Genomic DNA, 23,846 nt, shown 5'->3' on the forward strand with positions numbered 1-23,846 from the left:
GCTCAGGTACGTGGCAGGGTGACGCCGCGCTGGCCCTGGTACTTGCCGCCACGGTCCTTGTACGAGACTTCGCATTCTTCGTCGGACTGCAGGAACAGCATCTGCGCCACGCCTTCGTTGGCGTAGATCTTCGCCGGCAGCGTGGTGGTGTTGGAAAACTCCAGCGTGACATGGCCTTCCCACTCAGGCTCGAGCGGGGTGACGTTGACGATGATGCCGCAACGGGCATAGGTGCTCTTGCCCAGGCAGATGGTCAGCACATCGCGCGGGATGCGGAAGTACTCGACGGTGCGGGCCAGGGCGAAGGAGTTCGGCGGGATGATGCAGACGTCGCTCTTGATGTCGACGAAGCTGCCGGCGTCGAAGTTCTTCGGGTCGACGGTGGCCGAGTTGATGTTGGTGAACACCTTGAATTCGTCGGCGCAGCGCACGTCGTAGCCGTAGCTGGAAACACCGAAGGAGATGACCCGGCTGTCCTGCTCGCCGCGCACCTGGCGCTCGACGAAGGGTTCGATCATGCCGTGTTCCTGCGCCATGCGGCGAATCCACTTGTCCGATTTGATGCTCATGGCGGGTGTGTCCTGAGAGTGCAAGGTGAAAAAATCGTGTTGCGCATCTTACCGGTCCCGGCGCCTGCGGCAAAGTCGCATCCCACAGTCTCACTGCAATGCCCGCCGGACGGGGCCTGCAGCCGCCGCCGATCCGAATTACGACAAACCTCTCACCAGTTATTGGCAGGTCAGGGAAAGTGGGTTATGGTGTCGCCACTGTGCTGCACGCGACACCGAAGATCTGTTTGATGCACGATTTACGATCGGCCCATCTCCATGACACCTTCTGCTCCTTTGCACTCAGTCTCGGTCGGGGCTTTCCTGGCCGCCATCAACTTTGTCCAAGGAGACAGAAAAATGTCCAATCGCCAATCCGGTACCGTCAAGTGGTTCAACGATGAGAAGGGCTACGGCTTCATCACCCCTCAGTCGGGCGACGACCTGTTCGTGCACTTCAAAGCCATCCAAGCTGACGGCTTCAAAACCCTGAAAGAAGGCCAAGCTGTTACTTTCGTCGCTACCCGCGGCCAGAAAGGCATGCAGGCTGAAGAAGTTCAGATCGCCTAAGTCGATCTCGCTTCCTAGCTTTCAGAAAAAACCCGCCATTGGCGGGTTTTTTTGTGCCTGCTCAAAAATCTCGCGGGACGGATTGCTCAGTCGCTCGGAGTACTCCGTGGGAGCGGGCTTGACCCGCGATGGGTGGCACCGGCTGCGCCGGTATCGCGGGGCAAGCCCGCTCCCACGAAGACGTTGTAAATCACTTGGTCAGCGCTTTTCCATTAGAAGCAGCCTGCATCAATCCTCGCTGATGGTGATGCTCGGCATTGCCGGCGCGGCGGCTTCCTGCAATACGATCCGTGCCCCCACCTGACGCGCCAGCTCCTGATAGACCATGGCGATCTGGCTTTCAGGCTCGGCAATCGCGGTTGGCTTGCCGCTGTCGGCCTGCTCGCGAATCAGCATCGACAGCGGCAGCGAAGCCAGCAGTTCGACACCATATTGGGCCGCCAGCTTCTCACCACCGCCTTCACCGAACAGGTGCTCGGCATGGCCGCAGTTGGAGCAGATGTGCACGGCCATGTTCTCCACCACGCCCAACACCGGGATGTTGACCTTGCGGAACATCTCCACGCCCTTTTTCGCATCCAGCAGCGCCAGGTCCTGCGGCGTGGTGACGATTACCGAGCCGGCCACCGGCACTTTCTGCGCCAGGGTCAGCTGGATGTCGCCAGTGCCCGGCGGCATGTCGATCACCAGGTAGTCGAGGTCATCCCAGGCGGTCTGGGTCACCAGCTGCAATAACGCACCGGAAACCATTGGGCCGCGCCACACCATCGGTGTGTTGTCATCGGTGAGAAAAGCCATGGACATCACTTCAACACCATGTGCCTTGATCGGCACGAACCATTTCTGTTCGCGCACCTGCGGGCGAGTGCCTTCGGCGATACCGAACATCACGCCCTGGCTAGGGCCGTAGATGTCAGCGTCGAGGATGCCGACTCGCGCGCCCTCCCGCGCCAGCGCCAGGGCCAGGTTGGCTGCGGTGGTCGACTTGCCTACCCCGCCCTTGCCCGAGGCAACAGCCACGATGTTCTTCACATTGGCCATGGCCGGCACCTGGGCCTGGGCCTTATGGGTGGCGATCACGCAATCGATGGTCACACGCGCCGAAGAAACGCCATCGAGGTTCTCGATCGCGGTCTGCAGCACCTGGGCCCAACCACCCTTGAACAGGCCGGCGGCATAACCCAGCTGCAACTGCACACTGACCTGCGCGCCCTGGATATCGATGGCGCGCACGCAGCCGGCGCTGACCGGATCCTGGTTCAGGTAGGGGTCGGTGTACTGGCGAAGCACGCCTTCGACGGCGGCACGGGTAACGGCACTCATGGAGGCTCCCATTGGCAAACTGAATACGAAACAGGCGCCTATGCTAACCCGTCAATCGTCAGCAGATGCGTTCGCAAGGTGAAATATCTTCGCCAGCCCTTTATAGTGGCCGATCACCCTCATTTTTACCCCGTAGCCAGATAAGTAGCCGAGCCACCATGTCCGAGCCACGTCAGATTCTCGTCACCAGCGCCCTGCCCTATGCCAATGGTTCCATTCACCTTGGCCATATGCTCGAGTACATCCAGACAGACATGTGGGTTCGCTTCCAGAAGCTGCGCGGCAACCAGTGCATCTATGTCTGCGCCGACGATGCCCACGGCTCGGCGATCATGCTGCGCGCGGAGAAGGAAGGCATCACCCCGGAGCAACTGATCGCCAACGTCCAGGCCGAGCACAGCGGCGACTTCGCCGATTTCCTGGTCGATTTCGACAACTTCCACTCCACCCACAGCGAAGAGAATCGCGAGCTGTCGGGCATGATCTACAGCCGCCTGCGTGACGCCGGCCACATCGCCACCCGTTCGGTCACCCAGTATTTCGACCCGGAAAAGGGCATGTTCCTCGCCGACCGCTTCATCAAGGGCACCTGCCCCAAGTGCGCGGCCGAGGATCAGTACGGCGACAACTGTGAAAAATGCGGTGCCACCTATGCCCCGACCGAACTGAAGAACCCCAAGTCGGCAATTTCCGGCGCCACCCCGGTGCTGCGCGACTCGCAGCACTTCTTCTTCAAGCTGCCCGACTTCCAGGCCATGCTGCAGCAGTGGACCCGCAGCGGCACGTTGCAGGACGCCGTGGCCAACAAATTGGCCGAATGGCTGGACTCCGGCCTGCAGGAATGGGACATCTCCCGCGATGCGCCGTACTTCGGCTTCGAAATCCCGGGCGAGCCTGGCAAGTACTTCTACGTGTGGCTGGATGCGCCGATCGGCTACATGGCCAGTTTCAAGAACCTGTGCGCGCGCCGCCCGGAACTGGACTTCGACGCGTTCTGGAACGAAGGCTCCAAGGCCGAGCTGTACCACTTCATCGGCAAGGACATCGTCAACTTCCACGCCCTGTTCTGGCCAGCCATGCTTGAAGGCTCGGGCTTCCGTAAGCCGACCGCCGTCAACGTGCACGGCTACCTGACCGTCAACGGCGCCAAGATGTCCAAGTCGCGCGGCACCTTCATCAAGGCGCGCACCTACCTCGACCACCTGCAGCCGGAATACCTGCGCTACTACTATGCCGCCAAGCTGGGCCGCGGCGTCGACGACCTCGACCTGAACCTCGAGGACTTCGTGCAGAAGGTCAACTCCGACCTGGTCGGCAAGGTGGTCAACATCGCCAGCCGTTGCGCCGGCTTCATCCACAAAGGCAATGACGGCGTGATGGTTGCCGGCGATGCCGCCCCCGAGCTGACCGAGGCCTTCCTCGCCGCCGCGCCGTCGATCGCTGAAGCCTACGAAGGCCGCGACTTCGCCCGTGCCATGCGCGAAATCATGGCCCTGGCCGACCGCGCCAACGCCTGGATCGCCGACAAGGCGCCGTGGTCGCTGGCCAAGCAGGAAGGCAAGCAGGATGAAGTCCAGGCCATCTGCGCCCAGGGCATCAACCTGTTCCGTCAGCTGGTGATCTTCCTCAAGCCGGTTCTGCCGCTGCTGGCCGCCGATGCCGAGGCGTTCCTCAACGTCGCCCCGCTGGCCTGGAACGACCACCTGTCGCGCCTGGAAAACCACAAGCTCAACCCGTTCAAGGCGTTGATGAGCCGCATCGAGCCGGCCAAGGTCGAGGCCATGGTCGCCGCCAGCAAGGAAGACCTGCTGGCCTCGCAAGCCCAGGCCCCAGCCGGCAACGGCGAACTGACCAAGGACCCGCTGTCGGCCGAAATCGAGTTCGACACCTTTGCCGCCGTCGATCTGCGCGTGGCACTGATCGTCAAGGCCGAGTCCGTCGAAGGTGCCGACAAGCTGTTGCGCCTGACCCTGGACATCGGTGACGAGCAGCGCAACGTGTTCTCCGGCATCAAGTCGGCCTACCCCGACCCAAGCAAGCTGGAAGGGCGCCTGACCATGATGGTGGCCAACCTCAAACCACGGAAGATGCGTTTTGGCATCTCCGAGGGCATGGTCATGGCGGCCGGCCCTGGTGGCGAAGAGATCTACCTGCTGAGCCCGGACAGCGGCGCCAAGCCCGGCCAGCGTATCAAGTAACGCCCCTGCCCCGGCCAACTGGCCGGGGCATTTCCATCCAGCGGCCGCTGCCGGATAATCACGGCATCCTCAGGCGGCAGGCATTTCATGAGCGACTACATCCTGGTCCTGGTCAGCGCTGCGCTGGTCAACAACCTGATGTTGCAACCCGACCCGATCGAGCGCGATCGCCTGCAAGCACTCGGCCTGTGCAGCGCGCTGTTGATCTTGATCGGCCTGCCCGCCGGGCTGCTGCTCCAGCAGCACCTGCTTGCCCCGCTGCAATTGCAGGCCTTGCGCCTGTTCCTCCTTTTGCCGCTGTTGGCGATACTCGCCTGGGGCCTGCCGCAACTGCTGCGCCGTGTACGACCTGGCTGGCCTGTGGAAGGCCTGCAAGGGCTGCTGCTGGGCAATGTCGCGGTGCTAGGCTTGCTGTTGCAACTCGGCAGCGATGGCAGCAGCGTGTGGCAAGCGCTGGCCTGGGGCGTGACAGGCGGATTGGGGTTCTGGCTAGCCCTGCTACTGTTCGCCGACCTGCGCGAACGCAGCCGCCATGCGGATGTTCCGGCAGCCCTGCGTGGCTTGCCCATCGAGCTGATCGGCGCTGGCGTGATGGCCATGGCGCTCTCCGGCCTTAGCGGACTATTCACACAATGAGCCTGCATACCCATGCCACTACTGCCTGACCCGCGCCTGCGCAACGCCATGGGCCTGGTGCTTTTGGCCTGCGTGCCGGGTTTGCTGGCGCTGTTCTGGCTGCATGGTTGGGGGGTATTGATCAACCTGCTGCTGTGCGCCATTGCCGCTCTGGCTACAGAGGCACTGCTGCTGACCTGGCGCGGGCAAGCGATACGGCCGGCGCTGGAGGATGGCAGCGCATTGGTCAGCGCGGTGCTGCTGGCGGTTGCATTGCCCAGCCAGGCACCCTGGTGGCTGCCGGTGGCAGCAGCCAGCGTTGCCATAGGCTTGGGCAAACAGGCCTTCGGCGGCGTCGGGCGCAACCTGTTCAACCCGGCGATGGTCGGCTATGCCTTTGCCCTGCTGAGTTTCCCGCTGCAGATGAATCACTGGCCCGGCCAAACGCCTGGCCTGCTCGACAGCCTGCACCTGAGCTTTACTGCCAGCGAGCAGATCGACGCCTGGGCCAGCCCGACGATACTGGATGCCCTGCGACACAATCGCAGCCTGACCATCGATGAGTTGTTTGCAACGCATCCGGCCTTCGGCACGCTGGGCGGGCGAGGCAGCGAATGGGTGAACCTGGCATTCCTGCTGGGCGGGCTGTTCCTGTTGCAGCGCAAGGTGTTCAGCTGGCACGCCCCGGCGGGCTTGCTCGGTGGGCTGCTGCTGTTCAGCCTGCTGGCGTGGAATGGGTCGGGCTCCGACTCCAATGGTTCACCTTTGCTGCACCTGTTCTCTGGCTCAACCATGCTGGCAGCGTTCTTCATCTGCACCGAGCCCATCTCCGGCTGTAAACCTCCGCTGGCCCGCCTGTTGTTCGGTATCGGAGCAGGTTGGCTGATCTACCTGCTGCGTACCTGGGGCAGCGTGCCGGACGGGACAGCCTTTGCGATCCTGCTGATGAACCTCTGCGCTCCGGCGTTGGACCGCTGGGCCCAGCGACGCCAACCGGTGTCCACATGAGCAGGCGCGCGCGCAGCCTACTGCTGCTGTCATCGGTAACTGCCCTGGCGCTGGCCGGCAGCCTTGCCTGGCAACACTGGACCGCCGGCCCCATCCAGGAAGCCCAACGCCGGGTGCAAGAGCGTGAGTGGCTGACTGTGCTGCCAACAGGCAGCTACGACAACCAGCCGCTGCAGACCCCTTTGGCGCTGGCCGACAATCAGTTGCAACACAGTCGACTGCTGGCGGGCTATCGCGCCAGCCTGGCCAACACCCCCGTGGCCATCATGCTGCGCAGCGAGGTGCCGGGGTACGCCGGGCCGATCGAGCTGGCCATCGCGATCGACAATCATGGTCGCCTGACCGGGCTGCGCGTACTTCGCCAGCAGGAAAGCCCAGGGCTGGGCGACCAACTGGTCGATCCCGCGCGGCATTGGCTGGACCAGTTTATCGGCAAGGCCCATGACGACCCGCCCGAGCAAGCCTGGGCGCTCAAGCGGGATCGGGGCGCGTTCGACCAACTGGCTGGCGCGACAGTCACCTCGCGGGCAGTGATCGACGCGGTGCAGGATGCGCTGCGCTACTTCGATCAACACCGCACCGCGTTGCTCGGGGAGGACCAATATGAATAGGTACTGGTTGCTGAGCGTTTGCCTGGCGCCCTTGATCGGCACGACCGGGTCGGTCTTCCAGGCCTCGACGATGCTGCTCTGCATGAGCGTATTGATACTGCTGCACCAACTGCTCATGGCTGGGTTACGCAGCCATCTGCTACCTGCCATGCACGTGTGGATGTCCATGGTGCTGGCCGCAGCGCTCGCCAGTTGCCTGCAGTTGGGGCTGCAAGCCTGGGCGTTGCCGATGGCACTTGAACTTGGCCACTTTCCCGCATTACTGGCCCTGCAATGCCTGGCCGTCGAGCGCCTGTTACCACAAACCGGCCGCTGGCATTCACTGCTCATCGGCCTTGCGGGCATGGCAGTGGCTGGCCTGGCTTTGGCTAGCAGCCGTCAGGCCCTGGCCGATATCCCAGGGCTACACATTACTCATCTGGCGCCCGGTGCACTGATACTGCTCGGCCTGCTTCTGGGCTTGTACAATCAGCTACGCCCCGAGCCCACCACTGCACATCGTCAAGGAACGCGTTGACCCCATGAATGCCGCTAAACGCCTGGAGATTTTTCGCAGGCTGCATGAAGACAACCCCGAGCCCAAGACCGAGCTGGCCTACACCACCCCCTTCGAACTGCTGATTGCGGTGATTCTCTCGGCGCAAGCAACCGATGTCGGCGTCAACAAGGCAACTGCACGCCTGTTCCCCATCGCCAACACGCCCGAAGCCATTCATGCACTGGGGGTGGATGGGCTGAGCGAATACATCAAGACCATCGGGCTGTACAACAGCAAGGCCAAGAACGTCATCGAGACCTGCCGACTGCTGGTCGAACAGCATGGCGGCGAGGTGCCAGAAACCCGTGAGGCGCTCGAAGCATTGCCCGGGGTTGGCCGCAAAACCGCCAACGTCGTCCTCAACACGGCCTTCGGGCAACTGGCGATGGCCGTTGACACCCATATCTTCCGGGTGAGCAACCGTACCGGCATCGCACCGGGCAAGACCGTGCTGGAGGTGGAGAAGAAGCTGCTCAAGTTCGTGCCCAAGGATTACCTGCTCGACGCCCATCACTGGCTGATCCTGCACGGTCGTTACGTTTGCCAGGCGCGCAAGCCTCGCTGCGGTAGCTGCCGTATCGAGGACCTGTGCGAATACAGGCACAAGACATCGGACGATTGAGGCAATAGCAAAAACACTGGCAATACGATTGAAAAAATCTTTTTTACCCGCTCGGTGAATCCCGCTATAAGGACGGCCAATGGCCCTTTGGCTTGGAGTGACGCATGAGCACCGATAAAGAAGACCTGGCTATCGACGACGAGTTTCAAAACGCAGAAGAAGACGCTGAGCCGCAGCCCGAAGTGGCCAAGACCAACCTCAGCAAGCGCCGGACCATCGACAATATGCTGGAAGAGCGGCGCCTGCAGAAGCAGCTGGCCGATTTCGATTACGACCTGTAACCCAGGCATGAAAAAGCCTCCTGATGGAGGCTTTTGCTGGTTCAGGCCAGACCGTGCCGCTGGGCCAGCTCGATGAGATCAACCAATGAGCGCGCATTGAGTTTGAGCAGCAACCGGGTTTTGTAAGTGCTCACGGTCTTGTTGCTGAGAAACATGCTATCGGCAATTTCCTTGTTGGTCTTTCCTCGTGCAAGTTGCTGCAGCACCATCATTTCCCTGCCGGAAAGACGTTCGACCATTTCAACTTCGCTTCCGCCACCGACGCCTGTGCGCCCCTTGTGCAGTGCCTGATTGGGGAAGTAACTGTACCCTGACAGCACGGCCTTGATTGCACTTAGCAACTCGGTCAACTCCTGTTGCTTGCAGACATACCCCGCAGCCCCCGCCTGCATGCAGCGCATCGAAAAATGGCCCGGCGCCTGCGAGGTCAACACCAGCACCTTGCTTGCCGGGCTTGCCAAGGTCATTCGGGCAATGACCTCGAGCCCGTCCAGCTTGGGAATTCCAATATCCAGAATGACAATGTCTGGCAGATGCTCGCGCGTTAGCTGCAAGGCATCTACCCCGTTGTCGGTTTCCGCCATCACCTCGTATCCATGCCGTTCCATCAGCATGCGTACCGCCAGCCGAATGACCGGGTGATCATCCACGATCAGCACTTTGTTCATGCGATATCCATTATTGCGTTATTTTAGTTTTGATGCCCTAGCACAACCGAGCATAACGATTATTCGTGCGATGGTTTCCTTGGCAGATGCATCAAAGGAAGACGCCTACTCTTTTTGAGGAATATTCCTACGCGCGGTTATTTCGCAGAACTTTATGCATCCCTGAATAGATGTAGCCGTGTGCAAGTTAGCACCCTACTAATCGAGCTCCAAGCGTAGAGGCATTACACTTAACGCAGGAAATTTCTACTATTCGGACAAGACATCGGAACACCGATAAATAAATGGCCAGAGACTTCCATAAAGGAAATACTCACACTTACTCTGTGTTCAAAATCAGGCTACTGATGAGCAAAGCATGCCCAGGCGCCCATCATGAACAATCCATCATTCAGCCCATTGACGCTCATCGCCGTCTTCGCCGGCGTCACCGAAGCCTCCGCCCTGGCTTCGCTGCCATTCCTGAGCGAGGAAAGCCAGACCATCTACACCTGGTTCCTCGTAGGCTTCCCCTTCTTCCTGACGGTGTTGTTCTTCCTCACACTCAACTTCAATACCGGGTCGTTATTCGCGCCTGAGCACCATGACCCAACGCTCAACTACCCGAACACTGCTCAACCAGCAACAGCGCCCAACCAAGCTGTCACGCCGGCGACCAAAGAGACGCAAGCACCGCTCAACCCACCCCCGGTGCACATCAGTGAAAGCGAAGCTGCCATGATCATTGCCATCTCCGGCCCAGACAGCCGCAAGATGTTCGAGCGCCATGTGTTGCGCATGATCGATCGCCCACACACCTCCACTCGCCGCTGGGTCCTGTACAACCTCGACACCCGGGCTTGTTTTCATCTCTCGGCCGGCCCCATGCACGAGGACAGCGAACTGCCGTTCGAACAGGCCGAAGCCCCTGAATGACGGCAAAAAAAAACCCGGCCTGGGCCGGGTTCTTTTCAGCTGGATGCTCAGAGCATCGAACGGCCTTTGTTGGCCGCAATGCGCATGCGCAGTGCATTGAGCTTGATGAAGCCGGCAGCGTCGGCCTGGTTGTAGGCGCCGCCATCTTCTTCGAAGGTGGCGATGTTGGCGTCGAACAGCGAGTCGTCCGACTTGCGACCGACAACCACGACGTTGCCCTTGTACAGCTTCAGGCGAACCACACCATTCACGTTCACCTGCGAGGCGTCGATCATCTTCTGCAGCATCAGACGCTCCGGGCTCCACCAGTAGCCGGTGTAGATCAGGCTGGCATACTTCGGCATCAGCTCATCTTTCAGGTGAGCGACTTCGCGGTCCAGGGTGATCGACTCGATGGCACGGTGGGCCTTGAGCATGATGGTGCCACCAGGGGTTTCGTAGCAGCCGCGGGACTTCATGCCGACGTAGCGGTTCTCGACGATGTCGAGGCGGCCGATGCCGTTGGCACCGCCAATGCGGTTGAGGTCGGCCAGCACTGTGGCCGGGGACTTCTCGACGCCGTCGATGGCAACGATGTCACCGTTGCGGTAGGTCAGCTCGATGTAGGTAGCCTGGTCCGGGGCGTTCTCAGGGGAGACGCTCCATTTCCACATGTCTTCTTCGTGCTCGGTCCAGGTATCTTCCAGGACACCGCCTTCGTAGGAGATGTGCAGCAGGTTGGCGTCCATCGAGTACGGCGACTTCTTCTTGCCGTGGCGCTCGATCGGGATGCCGTGCTTCTCGGCATAGTCCATCAGCTTCTCGCGGGACAGCAGGTCCCACTCACGCCATGGGGCGATGACCTTGACGCCTGGCTTGAGCGCGTAGGCACCCAGCTCGAAACGCACCTGGTCGTTACCCTTGCCGGTAGCACCGTGGGAAATGGCGTCGGCGCCGGTTTCGTTGGCGATTTCGATCAGGCGCTTGGCGATCAGCGGACGAGCGATGGACGTACCCAGCAGGTACTCGCCTTCGTAGACGGTGTTGGCGCGGAACATCGGGAACACGAAGTCACGCACGAATTCTTCGCGCAGGTCATCGATGTAGATTTCTTTAACGCCCATTGCCTGGGCTTTGGCGCGGGCCGGCTCGACCTCTTCGCCCTGACCCAGGTCAGCGGTGAAGGTCACCACTTCGCAGTTGTAAGTGTCCTGCAGCCACTTGAGAATCACCGAAGTATCAAGGCCGCCGGAATACGCCAGTACGACCTTTTTTACGTCCGCCATGCCATCACTCCACGGGGTTGTACGGAAAGCCTTCGATTCTAACGACCTTGCCGCAAAAATTACAGTGGGGCGACAGCTTGTGACGACAAAGCGACAGGAACTGTCGACAGCGCGACCAGTGGTCGCACTCAGCCCTGCTTCGCGGGTGCCTGTTGGGCCGGTACGGCTGCCGGCGCGGTGGTGGCCGCTGGCGCAGGCGCTGCAGCGGGAACGGCCGGGGCTGCAGCCGGAACCGGCTTCTCGACAGGGGTCACCCGATCGAGCTGGATGTTGACACGACGGTTACGCGCACGGTTGGCGGCACTGTTGTTCTTGGCCAGGGGGTAGCGCTCGCCATGGAAGCGCACGGTGATCTGTTCTTCAGCAATGCCATGGGCCTTGAAGTACTCGGCCACTGCCAGGGCACGACGGCGCGATGCGTCACGGTTGGTCAGACGGTTGCCGCTGTTGTCGGAATGACCGTCAAGCTCGATGTGATTGACCGTCGGGTCGGCCTTCATATAGTCCAGAATCAGGTCCAGGCGTGCACGCGCCGAGCTGTCCAGCTCGAAGCCAGTGCCGGGGAAGCCGACCTGGGTCTGGCGAATCTGATCATAATTCATCGGCAGCAGCGTGCTCGCGCAGCGCTGATAGTCACTGTAGGCCTTGGCGAAACTGACCGGCAGCACCCGCACTTCCATGGCTCGCCCGCCTTCGCCTGCATAATGGCGCACCACCGTGCTGCGCCCATCAAGCAAGCCATTGATCAAGCGGCTGGCCTGGCCTTGCGAGGACGTGAACAGCACCCCCGTGCGGCCCATGCGCACAGCCCCCAGATTGATGTCGCCACGGCCTGGCTGCCAGGGTGCAGCGGCCGCCAACAGTGTGGCGGATCCGGCACCGAGCACGTTGCTTGCGGAGCGCAGCTGGAACGTCGGCAGCTCGCCGGCACGGCGCACGAACTCACCACTGCCGAAACCATCGATCGGTTGCACCAGACGGCATTCGAACTGGTCACCCTCGACTTTCCAGGCGACATGCTCCATGCGGGTCTGGAAGGTGAGTGCCCCCGCCGGCAGGCTGGCGACAAGGGTGAACAGGGCTAGGTAACGCTGGCGCACGGGCGGCTCCACAGATTCTGACGGCTTACATCAACGCTATCGGACGCTGGCTGGAAAACTTGATAGCCGTGCTCGCCCAAGGGTTTTCCGGTAGCATTGGCTTCTGAGTTCGACCCGCCTGGAATCCCCAATGTCCGATCGCCTGACCCTCCTGCGCCCCGACGACTGGCACATCCATCTGCGCGATGGTGCCGTCTTGCCACATACCGTTGGCGACGTGGCGCGCACCTTCGCCCGTGCCATCATCATGCCCAACCTCGTGCCCCCGGTGCGCAACGCCGCCGAAGCTGGCGCCTACCGTGAGCGCATCCTCGCCGCGCGTCCGGCCGGCAGCCGCTTCGAGCCGCTGATGGTGCTCTACCTCACCGACCGTACCAGTGCCGAAGATGTCCGCGCGGCCAAGGCCAGCGGTATCGTGTACGCCGCCAAACTGTACCCGGCCGGTGCCACCACCAACTCCGATTCCGGCGTGACCAGCATCGACAACATCTTCCCGGCGATCGAGGCCCTGGCCGAGACCGGCCTGCCACTGCTGGTGCATGGCGAAGTGACGCGTAGCGAGATCGACGTGTTCGACCGTGAGAAGCGCTTCATCGACGAGCACATGCGCCGCCTGGTCGAGCGTTTCCCCACGCTGAAAGTGGTCTTCGAGCACATCACCACCAGTGACGCCGCGCAATTCGTCACCGAGGCTGCGGCCAACGTCGGCGCGACCATTACCGCCCAGCACCTGCTGTACAACCGCAACCACATGCTGGTCGGCGGTATCCGCCCGCACTTCTATTGCCTGCCGATCCTCAAGCGCAACACCCACCAGGTGGCGCTGCTGGACGCGGCCACCAGCGGCAACCCGAAGTTCTTCCTCGGCACCGACTCCGCCCCCCATGCCCAGCACGCCAAGGAAGCCGCCTGCGGCTGCGCTGGCTGCTACACCGCCTATGCCGCCATCGAGATGTATGCCGAGGCATTCGAGCAGCGTAACGCGCTGGACAAGCTCGAAGGCTTTGCCAGCAAGCATGGCCCGGACTTCTACGGCCTGGCGCGCAACACCGACACCATCACCCTGGTGCGCGAAGAGTGGACGGCACCCGCCAGTCTGCCGTTCGGCGACAACACCGTGATCCCGCTGCGCGCTGGTGAAAAACTGCGCTGGCGCCTGCTGGAGGACAACGCGTGAGCGAAGACCTCTACGACGACGATCAGGACAGCCAGGTCAGCAGCGGTTCGCGCCATCCGATGGCCGAACGTTTCCGTGGTTATCTGCCGGTAGTGGTGGATGTCGAGACTGGCGGCTTCAACAGCGCCACCGACGCCCTGCTGGAAATCGCCGCAGTGACCATCGGCATGGACGAGAAGGGCTTCCTGTTCCCCGAGCACACCTACTTCTTCCGGGTCGAACCCTTCGAAGGCGCCAACATCGAACAGGCAGCGCTGGAGTTCACCGGGATCAAGCTGGACCACCCACTGCGCATGGCGGTGAGCGAGGAAAGTGCGCTTACCGACATCTTCCGTGGCGTGCGCAAGGCGCTCAAGGCCAACGGCTGCAAACGGGCAATCCTGGTCGGGCACAACAGCAGCTTCGACCTGGGCTTCCTCAATGCCGCGGTGGCGCGCAATGACCTCAAGCGCAACCCCTTCCACCCGTTCTCCAGCTTCGACACCGCAACACTTGCCGGCCTGGCGTACGGCCAGACCGTGCTGGCACGGGCCTGCCAGAGCGCCGACATCGACTTCGATGGCCGCGAGGCGCACTCGGCACGCTACGACACCGAGAAAACTGCCGAGCTGTTCTGCGGCATCGTCAACCGCTGGAAAGAAATGGGCGGCTGGCGCGATTTCAACGACTAAGCCTCAAGCTTCAAGCTTCAAGCGACAAGAAAGAGCAGCCTATATGCGCCAGGCTTTTCACTTGTGGCTTGCAGCTTGAAACTTGAGACAAAAAAAACCGGCCACCAGGGCCGGTTTTTTTATGCGCTTGGCAAATTACAGCTTGCCAGCGTTCTCGCTCAGGTAAGCGGCAACGCCTTCCGGCGAAGCGTTCATGCCCTTGTCGCCTTTTTTCCAGTTGGCCGGGCAGACTTCGCCGTGCTCTTCGTGGAACTGCAGGGCGTCAACCAGGCGCAGCAGCTCGTCCATGTTGCGGCCCAGCGGCAGGTCGTTGACGATCTGCGAACGGACAACACCGTTGGTGTCGATCAGGAAGGCGCCACGGAAGGCCACGCCGCCTTCGGACTCGACGTCGTAGGCCTTGCAGATTTCGTGGGTCATGTCGGCTGCCAGGGTGTACTTGACCTGGCCGATGCCGCCGTTGTTGACCGGGGTGTTACGCCAGGCGTTGTGGGTGAAGTGCGAGTCGATCGACACGCCGATCACTTCCACGTTGCGAGCCTGGAAGTCAGGGATACGATTGTCCAGGGCGATCAGCTCGGACGGGCAGACGAAGGTGAAGTCCAGCGGGTAGAAGAACACCAGGCCGTACTTGCCTTTGATGGCCGAGGCCAGGTTGAAGCTGTCGACGATTTCGCCATTGCCCAGCACGGCTGGAACGGTGAAGTCAGGGGCTTGTTTACCAACGAGTACGCTCATTCGATTTCTCCTGATGAGGGGTGAAGAACCTTGCCCGGGCGGAATGAGTTCCCCCGGATCCGGCAAAGGCCGACCATCATACACGGCTTCTGGTGACAGGCCGAATCTCTACCACCGGTCGCTCAAGGGCGGCCCTTTCAGGAAGTGCTTTGACAAGCATTCTCATTACCATTACTCTCCAACCCATCGAATCCAACCGTAATGGTCAGCCTTTATGTATGTGTGTCTCTGTGTCGGTGTCACCGATGGACAGATCCGCGATGCGATCTACGAAGGATGCTGCAGCTACAAGGACGTTCGAGCCGTCACCAACGTCGCCAGCCAGTGCGGTAAATGCGCCTGCCTCGCCAAGCAGGTGGTGCGTGAGACGCTGACCGAGCTGCAGCTCAGCCAACAGGCTGCGCTGCCCTACCCCGTTGAATTTAACGCGGCGTAAAAAATGAATTTCGAAGAACCGGGCCTAGTGCCCGGTTTTTTTATGCCTGAAATTCAATAAGTTAGCGCTCGAACGCGGTTCACAAACATTCTTATTCCGATTAATTTTCACTTATTATTCAATAACTTAGGTTTGACATAGGTAGTTGTCGGGCTCAGACTTGTTTTCATTGGCTCAACTTCTACAGGGCAGGACCCCATCATGAAAGGCGACGTAAGCGTCATCCAGCATCTCAACAAGATCCTCGGAAACGAGCTGGTCGCAATCAACCAGTACTTCCTGCACGCACGCATGTACGAAGATTGGGGCCTGAACAAGATCGGCAAATTCGAGTACAAAGAATCCATCCAGGCGATGAAGGACGCGGACAAGCTGATCAAGCGCATCCTCTTCCTCGAAGGCATCCCCAATGTCCAGGACTTGGGCAAGCTGATGATCGGCGAGCACACCAAAGAGATGCTCGATTGCGACCTGAAGCTTGAGCAAAAGGCCCACGCCGACCTGAAAGCCGCCATCGCCCACTGTGAAACTGCAGGCGACTTCGGCTCGCGCGATGTGCTCGAAGACATCCTCGAAGACCAGGAAGAACACATCGACTGGCTGGAAACCCAGCTGGGCCTGATCGACAAGATCACCATCGAGAACTACCTGCAGTCGCAGATGGGCGAAGAATAACGATCGCCAGATACGCCAAAGCCCCGCCAAGTGCGGGGCTTTTTATTGGGGTGTGTAGGAGCGGCCTTGTGCCGTTCCTACAGGGGGCACGCGAAAAATCATCAGAAAACAAAAAGCCCCGCATAGGCGGGGCTTTTGCATTCCGGCGAGATAACGCTGGAATCAGGCCTCGGAAGCCTTGGCTTTGGCAGCCGCGTCCTTGATCAGGGCCTGCAGCTCACCCTTTTCGAACATTTCCAGCATGATGTCGCTACCGCCGACCAGCTCACCGGCCACCCACAGTTGCGGGAAAGTCGGCCAGTTGGCGTACTTGGGCAGGTTGGCGCGGATTTCCGGGTTCTGCAGGATGTCGACGTAGGCGAACTTCTCGCCGCAACCCATCACCGCTTGCGATGCCTTGGCCGAAAAGCCGCACTGCGGGGCATTCGGCGAGCCTTTCATGTAAAGCAGAATGGTGTTGTTGGCGATCTGCTCTTTGATTGTTTCGATGATATCCATGAAGCACCTCGGCTGAACTTTCCGACATGGTCGTCGGCACGGTGACGCATTGTATCGGAAACCCGAGCGGCATGCTCGGCCTTGCCGGGCCTTATGCGGCCTCCACCTGCACCGGCACGCCATTCAGTGCCGCATTGCCGGAAACACCATCACGCAGGCGCTCGTCGGTCAGGTCATTGGCACTCACCCCCGGTTGCGCGCTGGCCACCTGCAACTGAGCGCCCTGGCGCCCATGCCCGTAGCCATGGGGCAGGCTGACCACCCCCGGCATCATCTCCTCGCTGGCCTGGACCTGCACTTCGAGCACACCGGTGCGTGAACGCACGCGTACCGTCTGGCCGTCCTGCAGTTGGCGCTGGTGCAAGTCGAGCGGGTGCATCAGCAACTGATGGCGCGGCTTGCCTTTTACCAGCCGATGGAAGTTGTGCATCCACGAGTTGTTGCTGCGCACATGACGCCGGCCGATCAGCAACAGCTGGCCAGGTTCCGGCGGCAATTGCCGGGCAAGCCGTTGCAGGTCTTCGAGCAGGGCCACTGGGGCAGCTTCGACCGCCTGGCTGGCGGTCCCCAAGCGATCAGCGAGGTTCGGCGTCAGCGGCCCCAGGTCGAGGCCATGGGGATGCTGGTCGAGGGTTTGCAGCGACAGCTTCCAGGTTGACCCATCACCATAAGGCCCCTTGCGCAGCGCGTAATCGATCATCTGCGCCGGCGGCAGCGTCGCCTTCAGCTCGGCCTGGGCGCGCGCAGCAAAAGCCTTGGCCAGGCCGACGAAAATCTCCCAGTCGTGCAATGCCCCCTCGGGCTTGGCCAGGATCGCCCGGTTGAAACGGCTCACGTTGCGTACCGCCAGCAGGTTGAAGGTGGAATCGTAATGATCATTCTCCAGCGCCGAAGTCGAGGGGAGGATCAGGTCGGCATGGCGGGTGGTCTCGTTGATGTACAAGTCGATGCTGAGCATGAACTCGAGCCCGGCCAGGGCATCATCCAGACGCCGCCCGTTGGGCGTGGACAACACCGGGTTGCCAGCGACGGTCACCAGCGCCCGTATCTGCCCTTCACCCGGCTCGAGGATCTCTTCGGCCAGGGCAGACACCGGCAGTTCGCCGCCATATTCCGGCAGGCCCGAGACCCTGCTCTGCCATTGGTTGAAATGCCCGCCCGACGTGCTGGCCACCAGGTCCACCGCAGGTTCGGTACAGAGAGCACCGCCTTCGCGGTCGAGGTTGCCGGTGACCAGGTTGATCAGTTGCACCAGCCAGTGGCACAGCGAACCGAAGGCCTGGGTGGAAACCCCCATCCGGCCATAGCAAACGGCTTGGCCTGCGGCCGCGAAATCCCGGGCCAGCTGGCGAATGTCCTGCGCCGGGATGCCGCAGAGCCCGCTCATCGCCTCGGCATCGAACGGCGCAATGGCCTGGCGTACCTGATCCAGCCCGTTGACAGGCAAGTGCGATCCGCGGGCCAGGTCCTCTGCGAAAAGGGTATGCAGCAGCGCAGCCAGCAGCGCCGCATCGCCACCGGGGCGGATGAACAGGTGCTGATCGGCCATCGCCGCCGTCTCACTACGCCGCGGGTCGACCACCACCAGGCGCCCGCCCCTGGCCTTCAGTGCTTTCAGCCGCTTCTCCACATCCGGCACCGTCATGATGCTGCCGTTCGAAGCCAGCGGATTGCCGCCGAGTATCAACATGAAGCGGGTGTGATCGATGTCCGGGATCGGCAGCAGCAAGCCATGGCCATACATCAGATAGCTGGTCAGATGCTGCGGCAACTGGTCGACCGAGGTTGCAGAGAAGCGGTTGCGGGTCTTGAGCAGGCCGAGGAAATAGTTGCTGTGGGTCATCAGCCCATAGTTGTGCACGCTGGGGTTGCCCTGGTACACCGCGACGGCGTTGCGCCCGTGGGCCTGCTGCACCGCCCAGAGGCGCTCGGCGGCGAGGGTGAACGCCTCGTCCCAGCCGATCGGCTGCCACTGGTCGCCGATACGCCTGTGGGGCTGGCGCAGGCGGTCGGGGTCTTCCTGGATATCCTGCAGGGCGACGGCCTTGGGGCAGATATGCCCACGGCTGAACGGGTCCTGCGGGTCGCCCTTGATCGAGCTGATACGCGCCCGGCCGTCGGCTTCGTGGGTCACTTCGATGTTCAGGCCGCAAATGGCCTCGCACAGGTGACAGGCTCGGTGATGCAGGGTCTTGGTCATGGCCGCCTCTGCCGTGTTGTTCTGGACGTTCGACTATGCGCCGCCCCAGCAAGGCTCACCAGCGCGCTTCGCGGCGTGAATTGGCCGACATCAGGCCCACGATTCGCGACAGCGGGTTTGCCAAACGCGCGCCTGGCCGTGTACAACCCCTGTAGCAAATAAAAAACAGCGCGCCTACAGCGGGTTACGACACCCGCTGATACAGAGACACTGTTTCCCCTCTTGGTTTGAGGCGACATTTAATTATAGTATTGCGCCTTTCCCTATTCCGTCCGCCCCGTGCGGCTTACGCCGCAGGTCACTCCCGTTGTCAACAAAACCCATACGGTCGACCTGCACACCGTTGCAGATAAGGTAGTCAATCATGAGCGCTAGGCACTTTCTCTCCCTGCTGGATTTCACCACCGACGAATTGCTCGGTGTGATCCGCCGAGGCATCGAGCTGAAGGACCTGCGCAAGCGTGGCGTGCTGTTCGAGCCCCTGAAGAACCGCGTGTTGGGGATGATCTTCGAAAAATCCTCGACCCGTACCCGAGTGTCGTTCGAGGCGGGCATGATCCAGCTCGGCGGCCAGGCCATCTTCCTGTCGCCGCGTGACACCCAGCTGGGCCGCGGCGAGCCGATTGCCGACAGCGCCATCGTGTTGTCGAGCATGGTCGATGCGGTGATGATCCGCACCCACGCCCACAGCACCCTCACCGAATTCGCCGCCCATTCGCGGGTGCCGCTGATCAACGGCCTGTCCGACGAGTCGCACCCCTGCCAGTTGCTGGCCGACATGCAGACCTTCCTTGAACACCGTGGCTCGATCCAGGGCAAGACCGTGGCCTGGATCGGCGATGGCTTCAACATGTGCAACTCGTACATCGAAGCCGCTCGCCAGTTCGACTTCCAGCTGCGCATCGCCTGCCCCGAGGGCTATGACCCCGATCCACGCTTCCTGCAATTGGGCGGTGACCGCGTGCAGATCATCCGTGACCCCAAGGAAGCCGTACGCGGCGCGCACCTGGTGACCACGGATGTCTGGACTTCCATGGGCCAGGAAGAGGAAACTGCACGGCGCCTGGCGCACTTCGCGCCTTACCAGGTCACCCGCGCACTGCTCGACCTGGCGGCACCCGATGCCCTGTTCATGCACTGCCTGCCCGCCCACCGTGGCGAGGAAATCAGCCAGGACCTGCTCGACGACCCCCGTTCGGTCGCCTGGGACCAGGCTGAGAACCGCCTGCATGCGCAGAAGGCCCTTCTCGAATTCCTTGTAGAACCGGCTTACCACCACGCATGAGTCAACCCCTACTGCTCAACCTGCGCGACCTCGCCTGCGGCTACGGCGAGCAGCGCATCGTCCAGAACCTCAACCTGCACCTGAACGCAGGCGACATCGGTTGCCTGCTGGGCTCCTCCGGGTGCGGCAAGACCACCACGCTGCGCGCCATCGCCGGTTTCGAGCCGGTGCATGAAGGCGAGATCCAGCTGGCCGGCGAGGTCATCTCCCGTGCAGGCTTCACCCTGGCTCCGGAGAAACGCCGGATCGGCATGGTGTTCCAGGACTACGCGCTGTTCCCCCACCTGACCGTGGCGCAGAACATCGCCTTCGGCATCGGCAAGCACCCGCAACAGGCGGCCGTGGTCGAGGAGATGCTCGAACTGGTCAAGCTGGGCGGCCTCGGCGGGCGCTACCCGCACGAGTTGTCCGGCGGCCAGCAACAGCGGGTCGCCCTGGCCCGCGCACTGGCGCCGGAGCCACAACTGTTGCTGCTCGACGAGCCGTTCTCCAACCTCGACGTCGAGTTGCGCAGGCGCCTCAGCCACGAGGTGCGCGACATCCTCAAGAGCCGTGGCACCAGCGCCATCCTGGTCACCCACGACCAGGAAGAAGCCTTCGCTGTCAGTGATCACGTTGGCGTGTTCAAGGAAGGCCGCCTGGAGCAGTGGGATACCCCCTACAACCTCTACCACGAGCCGCAGACTCCCTTCGTTGCCAGCTTCATTGGCCAGGGTTACTTCATTCGCGGCCAGATGAGCAGCCATGAAGCGGTGACCACCGAACTCGGCGAACTGCGGGGCAATCGCGCCTACACCATGGCCCTGGGCAGCTCGGTGGACGTGTTGCTGCGCCCGGATGACATCATCCATGCGCCCGACGGCAAATTGCGTGCGCAAATTGTCGGCAAGAGCTTCCTCGGCGCTTCCACCCTGTATCGCCTGCAGTTGCCCACCGGCAGCCAGCTCGAAGCGATCTTCCCCAGCCACATCGACCATCAGGTAGGCCAGGACATCGGCATCGCCGTGGCAGCCGACCACCTGGTGCTGTTCCCGGTGCCCGGCAGCGTAGCCGCGCAGCTGCCACGCCAGGAGAACGGCGTGCGCCGCGTCAGCTCGGCGCTCTGAGGCACCCAGAACATCGCAGGACAAGTCAGCGCGCACCCGACCGAGCCGAACTCAAGACCTGTACTCTGCCTGTGGGAGCGGGTTTACCCGCGAAACAGGCGACGCGGTGGATGGCACCGGCTTTGCCGGTGTTCGCGGCTAAAGCCGCTCCCACAGGTCCCGGCTCGAAATAAGTAATGTGGATCGCGCAGCTGTTTGAATGGCGAGCTCCCACGACCAACGTGGGAGCTGCGGTTCGGTGCCCTGGCTTGCCCCGCGACAATCAAAGCATCAACGTGCCACTGGCCACCCGCCGAGCCTGCCCACCGATCTTCACCCGCTCACCTTCCAGCCTGCATGACAGCTCACCGCCCCTGGCCGAGCACTGGAAAGCACTCAACTCGGTCTTGCCAAGGCGTTCGGCCCAGTACGGGATGAGCAGGCAATGGGTGGAACCGGTGACCGGGTCCTCGGGGATGCCGATCGCCGGGGCAAAATAGCGCGATACGAAGTCATGCCTGGCCCCGGGCGCCGTCACAATCACGCCAAGCCCGGGCAGACGCGCCACCGCAGCCATGTCCGGCGTGCAATCACGCACCGCCTGCTCCGACGGCAACACCACGAACAGCTCATTGCTCTGGCGCACTTCCAGCACCTCGCAGCCCAACGCCTCGGCAACCGGCAAAGGCTCGGCCACCGGCTGCGAATCAATGCGCGGGAAGTCCAGCCACAAGCGGTCCCCTTCACGGCTGACGCTCAGTGGCCCTGACTGGCTCTGGAAGTCCAGCCGCGCCTTCTGCTCGCCATAGACCTCGAACAGCACATAAGCGCTGGCCAGGGTGGCATGGCCACACAGCGGCACTTCGGTACTTGGGGTGAACCAGCGGATCCGGTATCCCTCACCCTCGGCCACCACGAACGCGGTCTCGGCAAGGTTGTGCTCGGCGGCGATCTGCTGCATCAGCGCCTCGTCGAGCCACTGCTCCAGGTGATAGACCATGGCGGGGTTGCCGGCGAAGGGACGATCGCTGAACGCGTCGACCTGATGGAAGTGCAACTGCATGACACGCTCCCTCTGTCTTTTTGGAAAGGGCCCGAGCATGGCGCACAGGGCCCGGACCGAACAGTGACAGAGTCGAGAAAATTACCACCATACAGATGATCAGCCGCGACCAATCCCGGCGAATTGCCCCTGGGTATGGGTTGCCAGCACCGCCGCTGCCAGCTCCACCTCCAGGCCACGACGGCCCGCGCTGACGTGAATGGTTTCATGTTGTTGCGCGGACTCGTCGATGAAGGTGCGCAGACGCTTCTTCTGGCCCAGCGGGCTGATCCCCCCCACCAGGTAGCCCGTGGCACGCTGGGCAGCCTGCGGGTCGGCCATTTCGCACTTCTTCACCCCCGCCGCATGGGCCAGCGCCTTGAGATCGAGGGTACCGACCACCGGCACCACCGCCACCAGCAATTCGCCCTTCTCGCTGCTGGCCAGCAGCGTCTTGAACACCCGCAGCGGGTCAAGGCCGAGCTTCTCGGCCGCTTCCAGGCCATAGGAAGCAGTCTTCGGGTCATGTTCGTAACTGTGCACGCGGTAATCGGCGCGCGCCTTTTTCAGCAGGTCCAGGGCGGGGGTCATCGAAGGCTCCAGTCGATCGCAGGTCGCCGGCTACTGTAGGGCAAATCCCCCAGACCAGCCAGCACACCCGCGGGCCAGAGCGGCGGCCAACGGTTCGCAGGCAGGCCTCTCGGTCAGATTGTGGCCAGCCGTTCACTTTCGACCTTTGACATCAGCGTTTCTTGTCTATATTTTTTCGTTTCTGAATACATGGTGCACCTATAAGGTGCACTTCCTGCACCCGCCCGGCGTCAATGGGGATCGACTCCGGGCTTTTTTGCTGTCGAGCGCACTGCGCCTCACAACAACAAGAACCGAGGTCATACATGACGACTGCTCTACGCCAACCGACGCTTTCCGCCCAATGCATGGCCGAGTTCCTCGGCACCGCGCTGCTCATCTTCTTCGGCACAGGCTGTGTCGCCGCCCTCAAGGTTGCCGGCGCCAGCTTCGGCCTGTGGGAAATCAGCATCATCTGGGGGGTCGGCGTGAGCATGGCGATCTACCTCACCGCCGGCGTTTCCGGCGCGCACCTGAACCCGGCCGTGAGCATCGCCCTCACCCTGTTCGCCGGCTTCGACAAACGCAAACTGCCGTTCTACATCCTCGCCCAGGTGTGTGGCGCGTTCTGTGGCGCCGCGCTCGTTTACACGCTGTACAGCAACCTGTTCTTCGATTTCGAACAGGCCCACGCCATGTTGCGCGGCAGCCAGGCCAGCCTGGAGCTGGCCTCGGTGTTCTCCACCTACCCGCACCCGGCGCTGTCCACCGGCCAGGCGTTCCTGGTCGAAGTGATCATCACCGCCATCCTGATGGCCGTGATCATGGCCCTGACCGACGACAACAACGGCCTGCCCCGTGGCGCCACCGCGCCGCTGCTGATCGGCCTGCTGATCGCCGTGATCGGCAGCGCCATGGGCCCGCTGACCGGCTTTGCGATGAACCCGGCGCGCGATTTCGGGCCCAAGCTGATGACCTTCCTCGCTGGCTGGGGCGACATCGCCTTTACCGGCGGGCGTGACATTCCCTATTTCCTGGTACCGGTGTTCGCACCGATTCTCGGCGCCAGCCTTGGTGCGGCGTTGTACCGCGGCCTGATCGCCCGCAACCTGCCGACAGCAGAAGCCGAGAAGCCACAGACAGACGATAATCCTCAGGGTGATGCCCAGGTTTCCTGATGCCAGCGCCGGGCTCCAATGCTCGCCAC

The 23,846-nt window shown here is 61.9% G+C and carries 26 protein-coding genes; 16 read left to right on the forward strand and 10 right to left on the reverse strand.

Annotated elements, in window-relative coordinates:
- Positions 1-2: 2 nt before the first annotated feature.
- Entirely contained in the window at positions 3-569 is a 567-nt protein-coding gene (gene dcd / locus ACQ4N9_RS03045; RefSeq protein ID WP_003258001.1) for a dCTP deaminase, read from the reverse strand.
- A 339-nt stretch (positions 570-908) separates the two neighbouring features.
- Here dcd and ACQ4N9_RS03050 point away from each other — a divergent pair, with 339 nt between their 5' ends.
- Positions 909-1,118, forward strand: a complete 210-nt coding sequence (locus ACQ4N9_RS03050; RefSeq protein ID WP_016488765.1) for a cold-shock protein — start codon at positions 909-911, stop codon at positions 1,116-1,118.
- Positions 1,119-1,346: 228 nt separating this feature from the next.
- On the opposite strand, the gene apbC is transcribed toward ACQ4N9_RS03050, so the two are convergent.
- The gene (apbC, locus tag ACQ4N9_RS03055; RefSeq protein ID WP_125462864.1) at positions 1,347-2,441 is read right to left on the reverse strand and encodes an iron-sulfur cluster carrier protein ApbC; all 1,095 of its coding nucleotides are present in this window, start codon (positions 2,439-2,441) and stop codon (positions 1,347-1,349) included.
- 158 nt (positions 2,442-2,599) lie between these two features.
- Here apbC and metG point away from each other — a divergent pair, with 158 nt between their 5' ends.
- From metG to ACQ4N9_RS03090, 7 genes are all read left to right on the forward strand, one after another.
- Complete coding sequence (metG, locus tag ACQ4N9_RS03060) at positions 2,600-4,639, forward strand: methionine--tRNA ligase (RefSeq protein WP_390969451.1); 2,040 nt, start codon at positions 2,600-2,602, stop codon at positions 4,637-4,639.
- An 87-nt stretch (positions 4,640-4,726) separates the two neighbouring features.
- Entirely contained in the window at positions 4,727-5,275 is a 549-nt protein-coding gene (locus ACQ4N9_RS03065; protein WP_390969453.1) for an Rnf-Nqr domain containing protein, read from the forward strand.
- Between the two features lie 12 nt (positions 5,276-5,287).
- Positions 5,288-6,262, forward strand: coding sequence for an RnfABCDGE type electron transport complex subunit D (locus tag ACQ4N9_RS03070; RefSeq protein ID WP_390969455.1), 975 nt, complete (start codon positions 5,288-5,290; stop codon positions 6,260-6,262).
- Positions 6,259-6,873, forward strand: coding sequence for an RnfABCDGE type electron transport complex subunit G (locus ACQ4N9_RS03075; protein WP_390969457.1), 615 nt, complete (start codon positions 6,259-6,261; stop codon positions 6,871-6,873). Before ACQ4N9_RS03070 ends, ACQ4N9_RS03075 begins: the two co-directional genes overlap by 4 nt.
- Positions 6,866-7,390 carry an Rnf-Nqr domain containing protein gene (locus ACQ4N9_RS03080; RefSeq protein ID WP_390969459.1) on the forward strand — a complete coding sequence of 175 codons (525 nt, stop codon included), beginning with the start codon at positions 6,866-6,868 and terminating at the stop codon, positions 7,388-7,390. Before ACQ4N9_RS03075 ends, ACQ4N9_RS03080 begins: the two co-directional genes overlap by 8 nt.
- A 4-nt stretch (positions 7,391-7,394) precedes the next feature.
- Entirely contained in the window at positions 7,395-8,033 is a 639-nt protein-coding gene (gene nth / locus ACQ4N9_RS03085; protein ID WP_125857630.1) for an endonuclease III, read from the forward strand.
- 104 nt (positions 8,034-8,137) lie between these two features.
- Positions 8,138-8,314 (forward strand): PA3496 family putative envelope integrity protein, encoded by a 177-nt coding sequence (locus tag ACQ4N9_RS03090; protein WP_167409855.1) that lies wholly within the window; start codon positions 8,138-8,140, stop codon positions 8,312-8,314.
- Positions 8,315-8,355: 41 nt separating this feature from the next.
- On the opposite strand, the gene ACQ4N9_RS03095 is transcribed toward ACQ4N9_RS03090, so the two are convergent.
- Complete coding sequence (locus ACQ4N9_RS03095; protein WP_110995496.1) at positions 8,356-8,982, reverse strand: response regulator transcription factor; 627 nt, start codon at positions 8,980-8,982, stop codon at positions 8,356-8,358.
- 375 nt (positions 8,983-9,357) lie between these two features.
- On the opposite strand from ACQ4N9_RS03095, the gene ACQ4N9_RS03100 reads away from it, so the two are divergent.
- Positions 9,358-9,897 (forward strand): hypothetical protein, encoded by a 540-nt coding sequence (locus ACQ4N9_RS03100; protein WP_390969462.1) that lies wholly within the window; start codon positions 9,358-9,360, stop codon positions 9,895-9,897.
- Between the two features lie 47 nt (positions 9,898-9,944).
- Here the strand turns inward: ACQ4N9_RS03100 and ACQ4N9_RS03105 are convergent, their stop codons facing one another.
- Both ACQ4N9_RS03105 and ACQ4N9_RS03110 read right to left on the reverse strand, forming a co-directional pair.
- Complete coding sequence (locus ACQ4N9_RS03105) at positions 9,945-11,162, reverse strand: argininosuccinate synthase (RefSeq protein WP_110995148.1); 1,218 nt, start codon at positions 11,160-11,162, stop codon at positions 9,945-9,947.
- 128 nt (positions 11,163-11,290) lie between these two features.
- Positions 11,291-12,262: a flagellar protein MotY gene (locus tag ACQ4N9_RS03110; protein WP_430932166.1), complete on the reverse strand. Its 972-nt coding sequence runs from the start codon at positions 12,260-12,262 to the stop codon at positions 11,291-11,293.
- A gap of 130 nt (positions 12,263-12,392) precedes the next feature.
- Between ACQ4N9_RS03110 and pyrC the strand changes: the two genes are divergently transcribed.
- Positions 12,393-13,439 (forward strand): dihydroorotase, encoded by a 1,047-nt coding sequence (gene pyrC, locus ACQ4N9_RS03115; protein WP_125462854.1) that lies wholly within the window; start codon positions 12,393-12,395, stop codon positions 13,437-13,439.
- Positions 13,436-14,110, forward strand: coding sequence for a ribonuclease T (rnt, locus tag ACQ4N9_RS03120; RefSeq protein ID WP_110995145.1), 675 nt, complete (start codon positions 13,436-13,438; stop codon positions 14,108-14,110). Before pyrC ends, rnt begins: the two co-directional genes overlap by 4 nt.
- A 135-nt stretch (positions 14,111-14,245) precedes the next feature.
- On the opposite strand, the gene ACQ4N9_RS03125 is transcribed toward rnt, so the two are convergent.
- Entirely contained in the window at positions 14,246-14,848 is a 603-nt protein-coding gene (locus tag ACQ4N9_RS03125) for a peroxiredoxin (protein ID WP_023629028.1), read from the reverse strand.
- Positions 14,849-15,062: 214 nt separating this feature from the next.
- On the opposite strand from ACQ4N9_RS03125, the gene ACQ4N9_RS03130 reads away from it, so the two are divergent.
- Together ACQ4N9_RS03130 and bfr are read left to right on the forward strand one after the other, a co-directional pair.
- The gene (locus tag ACQ4N9_RS03130) at positions 15,063-15,284 is read left to right on the forward strand and encodes a bacterioferritin-associated ferredoxin (RefSeq protein WP_390969467.1); all 222 of its coding nucleotides are present in this window, start codon (positions 15,063-15,065) and stop codon (positions 15,282-15,284) included.
- A gap of 201 nt (positions 15,285-15,485) precedes the next feature.
- Positions 15,486-15,959 carry a bacterioferritin gene (bfr, locus tag ACQ4N9_RS03135; protein WP_390969469.1) on the forward strand — a complete coding sequence of 158 codons (474 nt, stop codon included), beginning with the start codon at positions 15,486-15,488 and terminating at the stop codon, positions 15,957-15,959.
- A 162-nt stretch (positions 15,960-16,121) separates the two neighbouring features.
- Here bfr and grxD read toward each other — a convergent pair whose 3' ends face one another.
- A complete protein-coding gene (gene grxD, locus ACQ4N9_RS03140; RefSeq protein ID WP_110995142.1) occupies positions 16,122-16,457 on the reverse strand; it encodes a Grx4 family monothiol glutaredoxin in 336 nt (111 codons plus the stop codon).
- A 91-nt stretch (positions 16,458-16,548) separates the two neighbouring features.
- Positions 16,549-18,657, reverse strand: coding sequence for a molybdopterin oxidoreductase family protein (locus ACQ4N9_RS03145; RefSeq protein WP_390969471.1), 2,109 nt, complete (start codon positions 18,655-18,657; stop codon positions 16,549-16,551).
- A 364-nt stretch (positions 18,658-19,021) separates the two neighbouring features.
- On the opposite strand from ACQ4N9_RS03145, the gene argF reads away from it, so the two are divergent.
- Both argF and ACQ4N9_RS03155 read left to right on the forward strand, forming a co-directional pair.
- Positions 19,022-19,942 (forward strand): ornithine carbamoyltransferase, encoded by a 921-nt coding sequence (gene argF, locus ACQ4N9_RS03150; RefSeq protein WP_232883364.1) that lies wholly within the window; start codon positions 19,022-19,024, stop codon positions 19,940-19,942.
- Entirely contained in the window at positions 19,939-21,048 is a 1,110-nt protein-coding gene (locus tag ACQ4N9_RS03155; RefSeq protein WP_347149811.1) for an ABC transporter ATP-binding protein, read from the forward strand. The genes argF and ACQ4N9_RS03155 overlap by 4 nt, the downstream gene beginning before the upstream one ends.
- A gap of 262 nt (positions 21,049-21,310) precedes the next feature.
- Here ACQ4N9_RS03155 and ACQ4N9_RS03160 read toward each other — a convergent pair whose 3' ends face one another.
- Positions 21,311-22,090, reverse strand: coding sequence for a PhzF family phenazine biosynthesis protein (locus ACQ4N9_RS03160; RefSeq protein ID WP_390969474.1), 780 nt, complete (start codon positions 22,088-22,090; stop codon positions 21,311-21,313).
- 99 nt (positions 22,091-22,189) lie between these two features.
- Positions 22,190-22,660, reverse strand: a complete 471-nt coding sequence (gene ybaK, locus ACQ4N9_RS03165) for a Cys-tRNA(Pro) deacylase (RefSeq protein WP_390969476.1) — start codon at positions 22,658-22,660, stop codon at positions 22,190-22,192.
- Positions 22,661-22,965: 305 nt separating this feature from the next.
- On the opposite strand from ybaK, the gene ACQ4N9_RS03170 reads away from it, so the two are divergent.
- Complete coding sequence (locus ACQ4N9_RS03170) at positions 22,966-23,817, forward strand: MIP/aquaporin family protein (RefSeq protein ID WP_125462848.1); 852 nt, start codon at positions 22,966-22,968, stop codon at positions 23,815-23,817.
- Positions 23,818-23,846 lie beyond the last annotated feature (29 nt).

The organism is Pseudomonas sp. ES1 (assembly GCF_050586605.1).
GTDB classification, from domain to species: Bacteria; Pseudomonadota; Gammaproteobacteria; order Pseudomonadales; family Pseudomonadaceae; genus Aquipseudomonas; species Aquipseudomonas sichuanensis.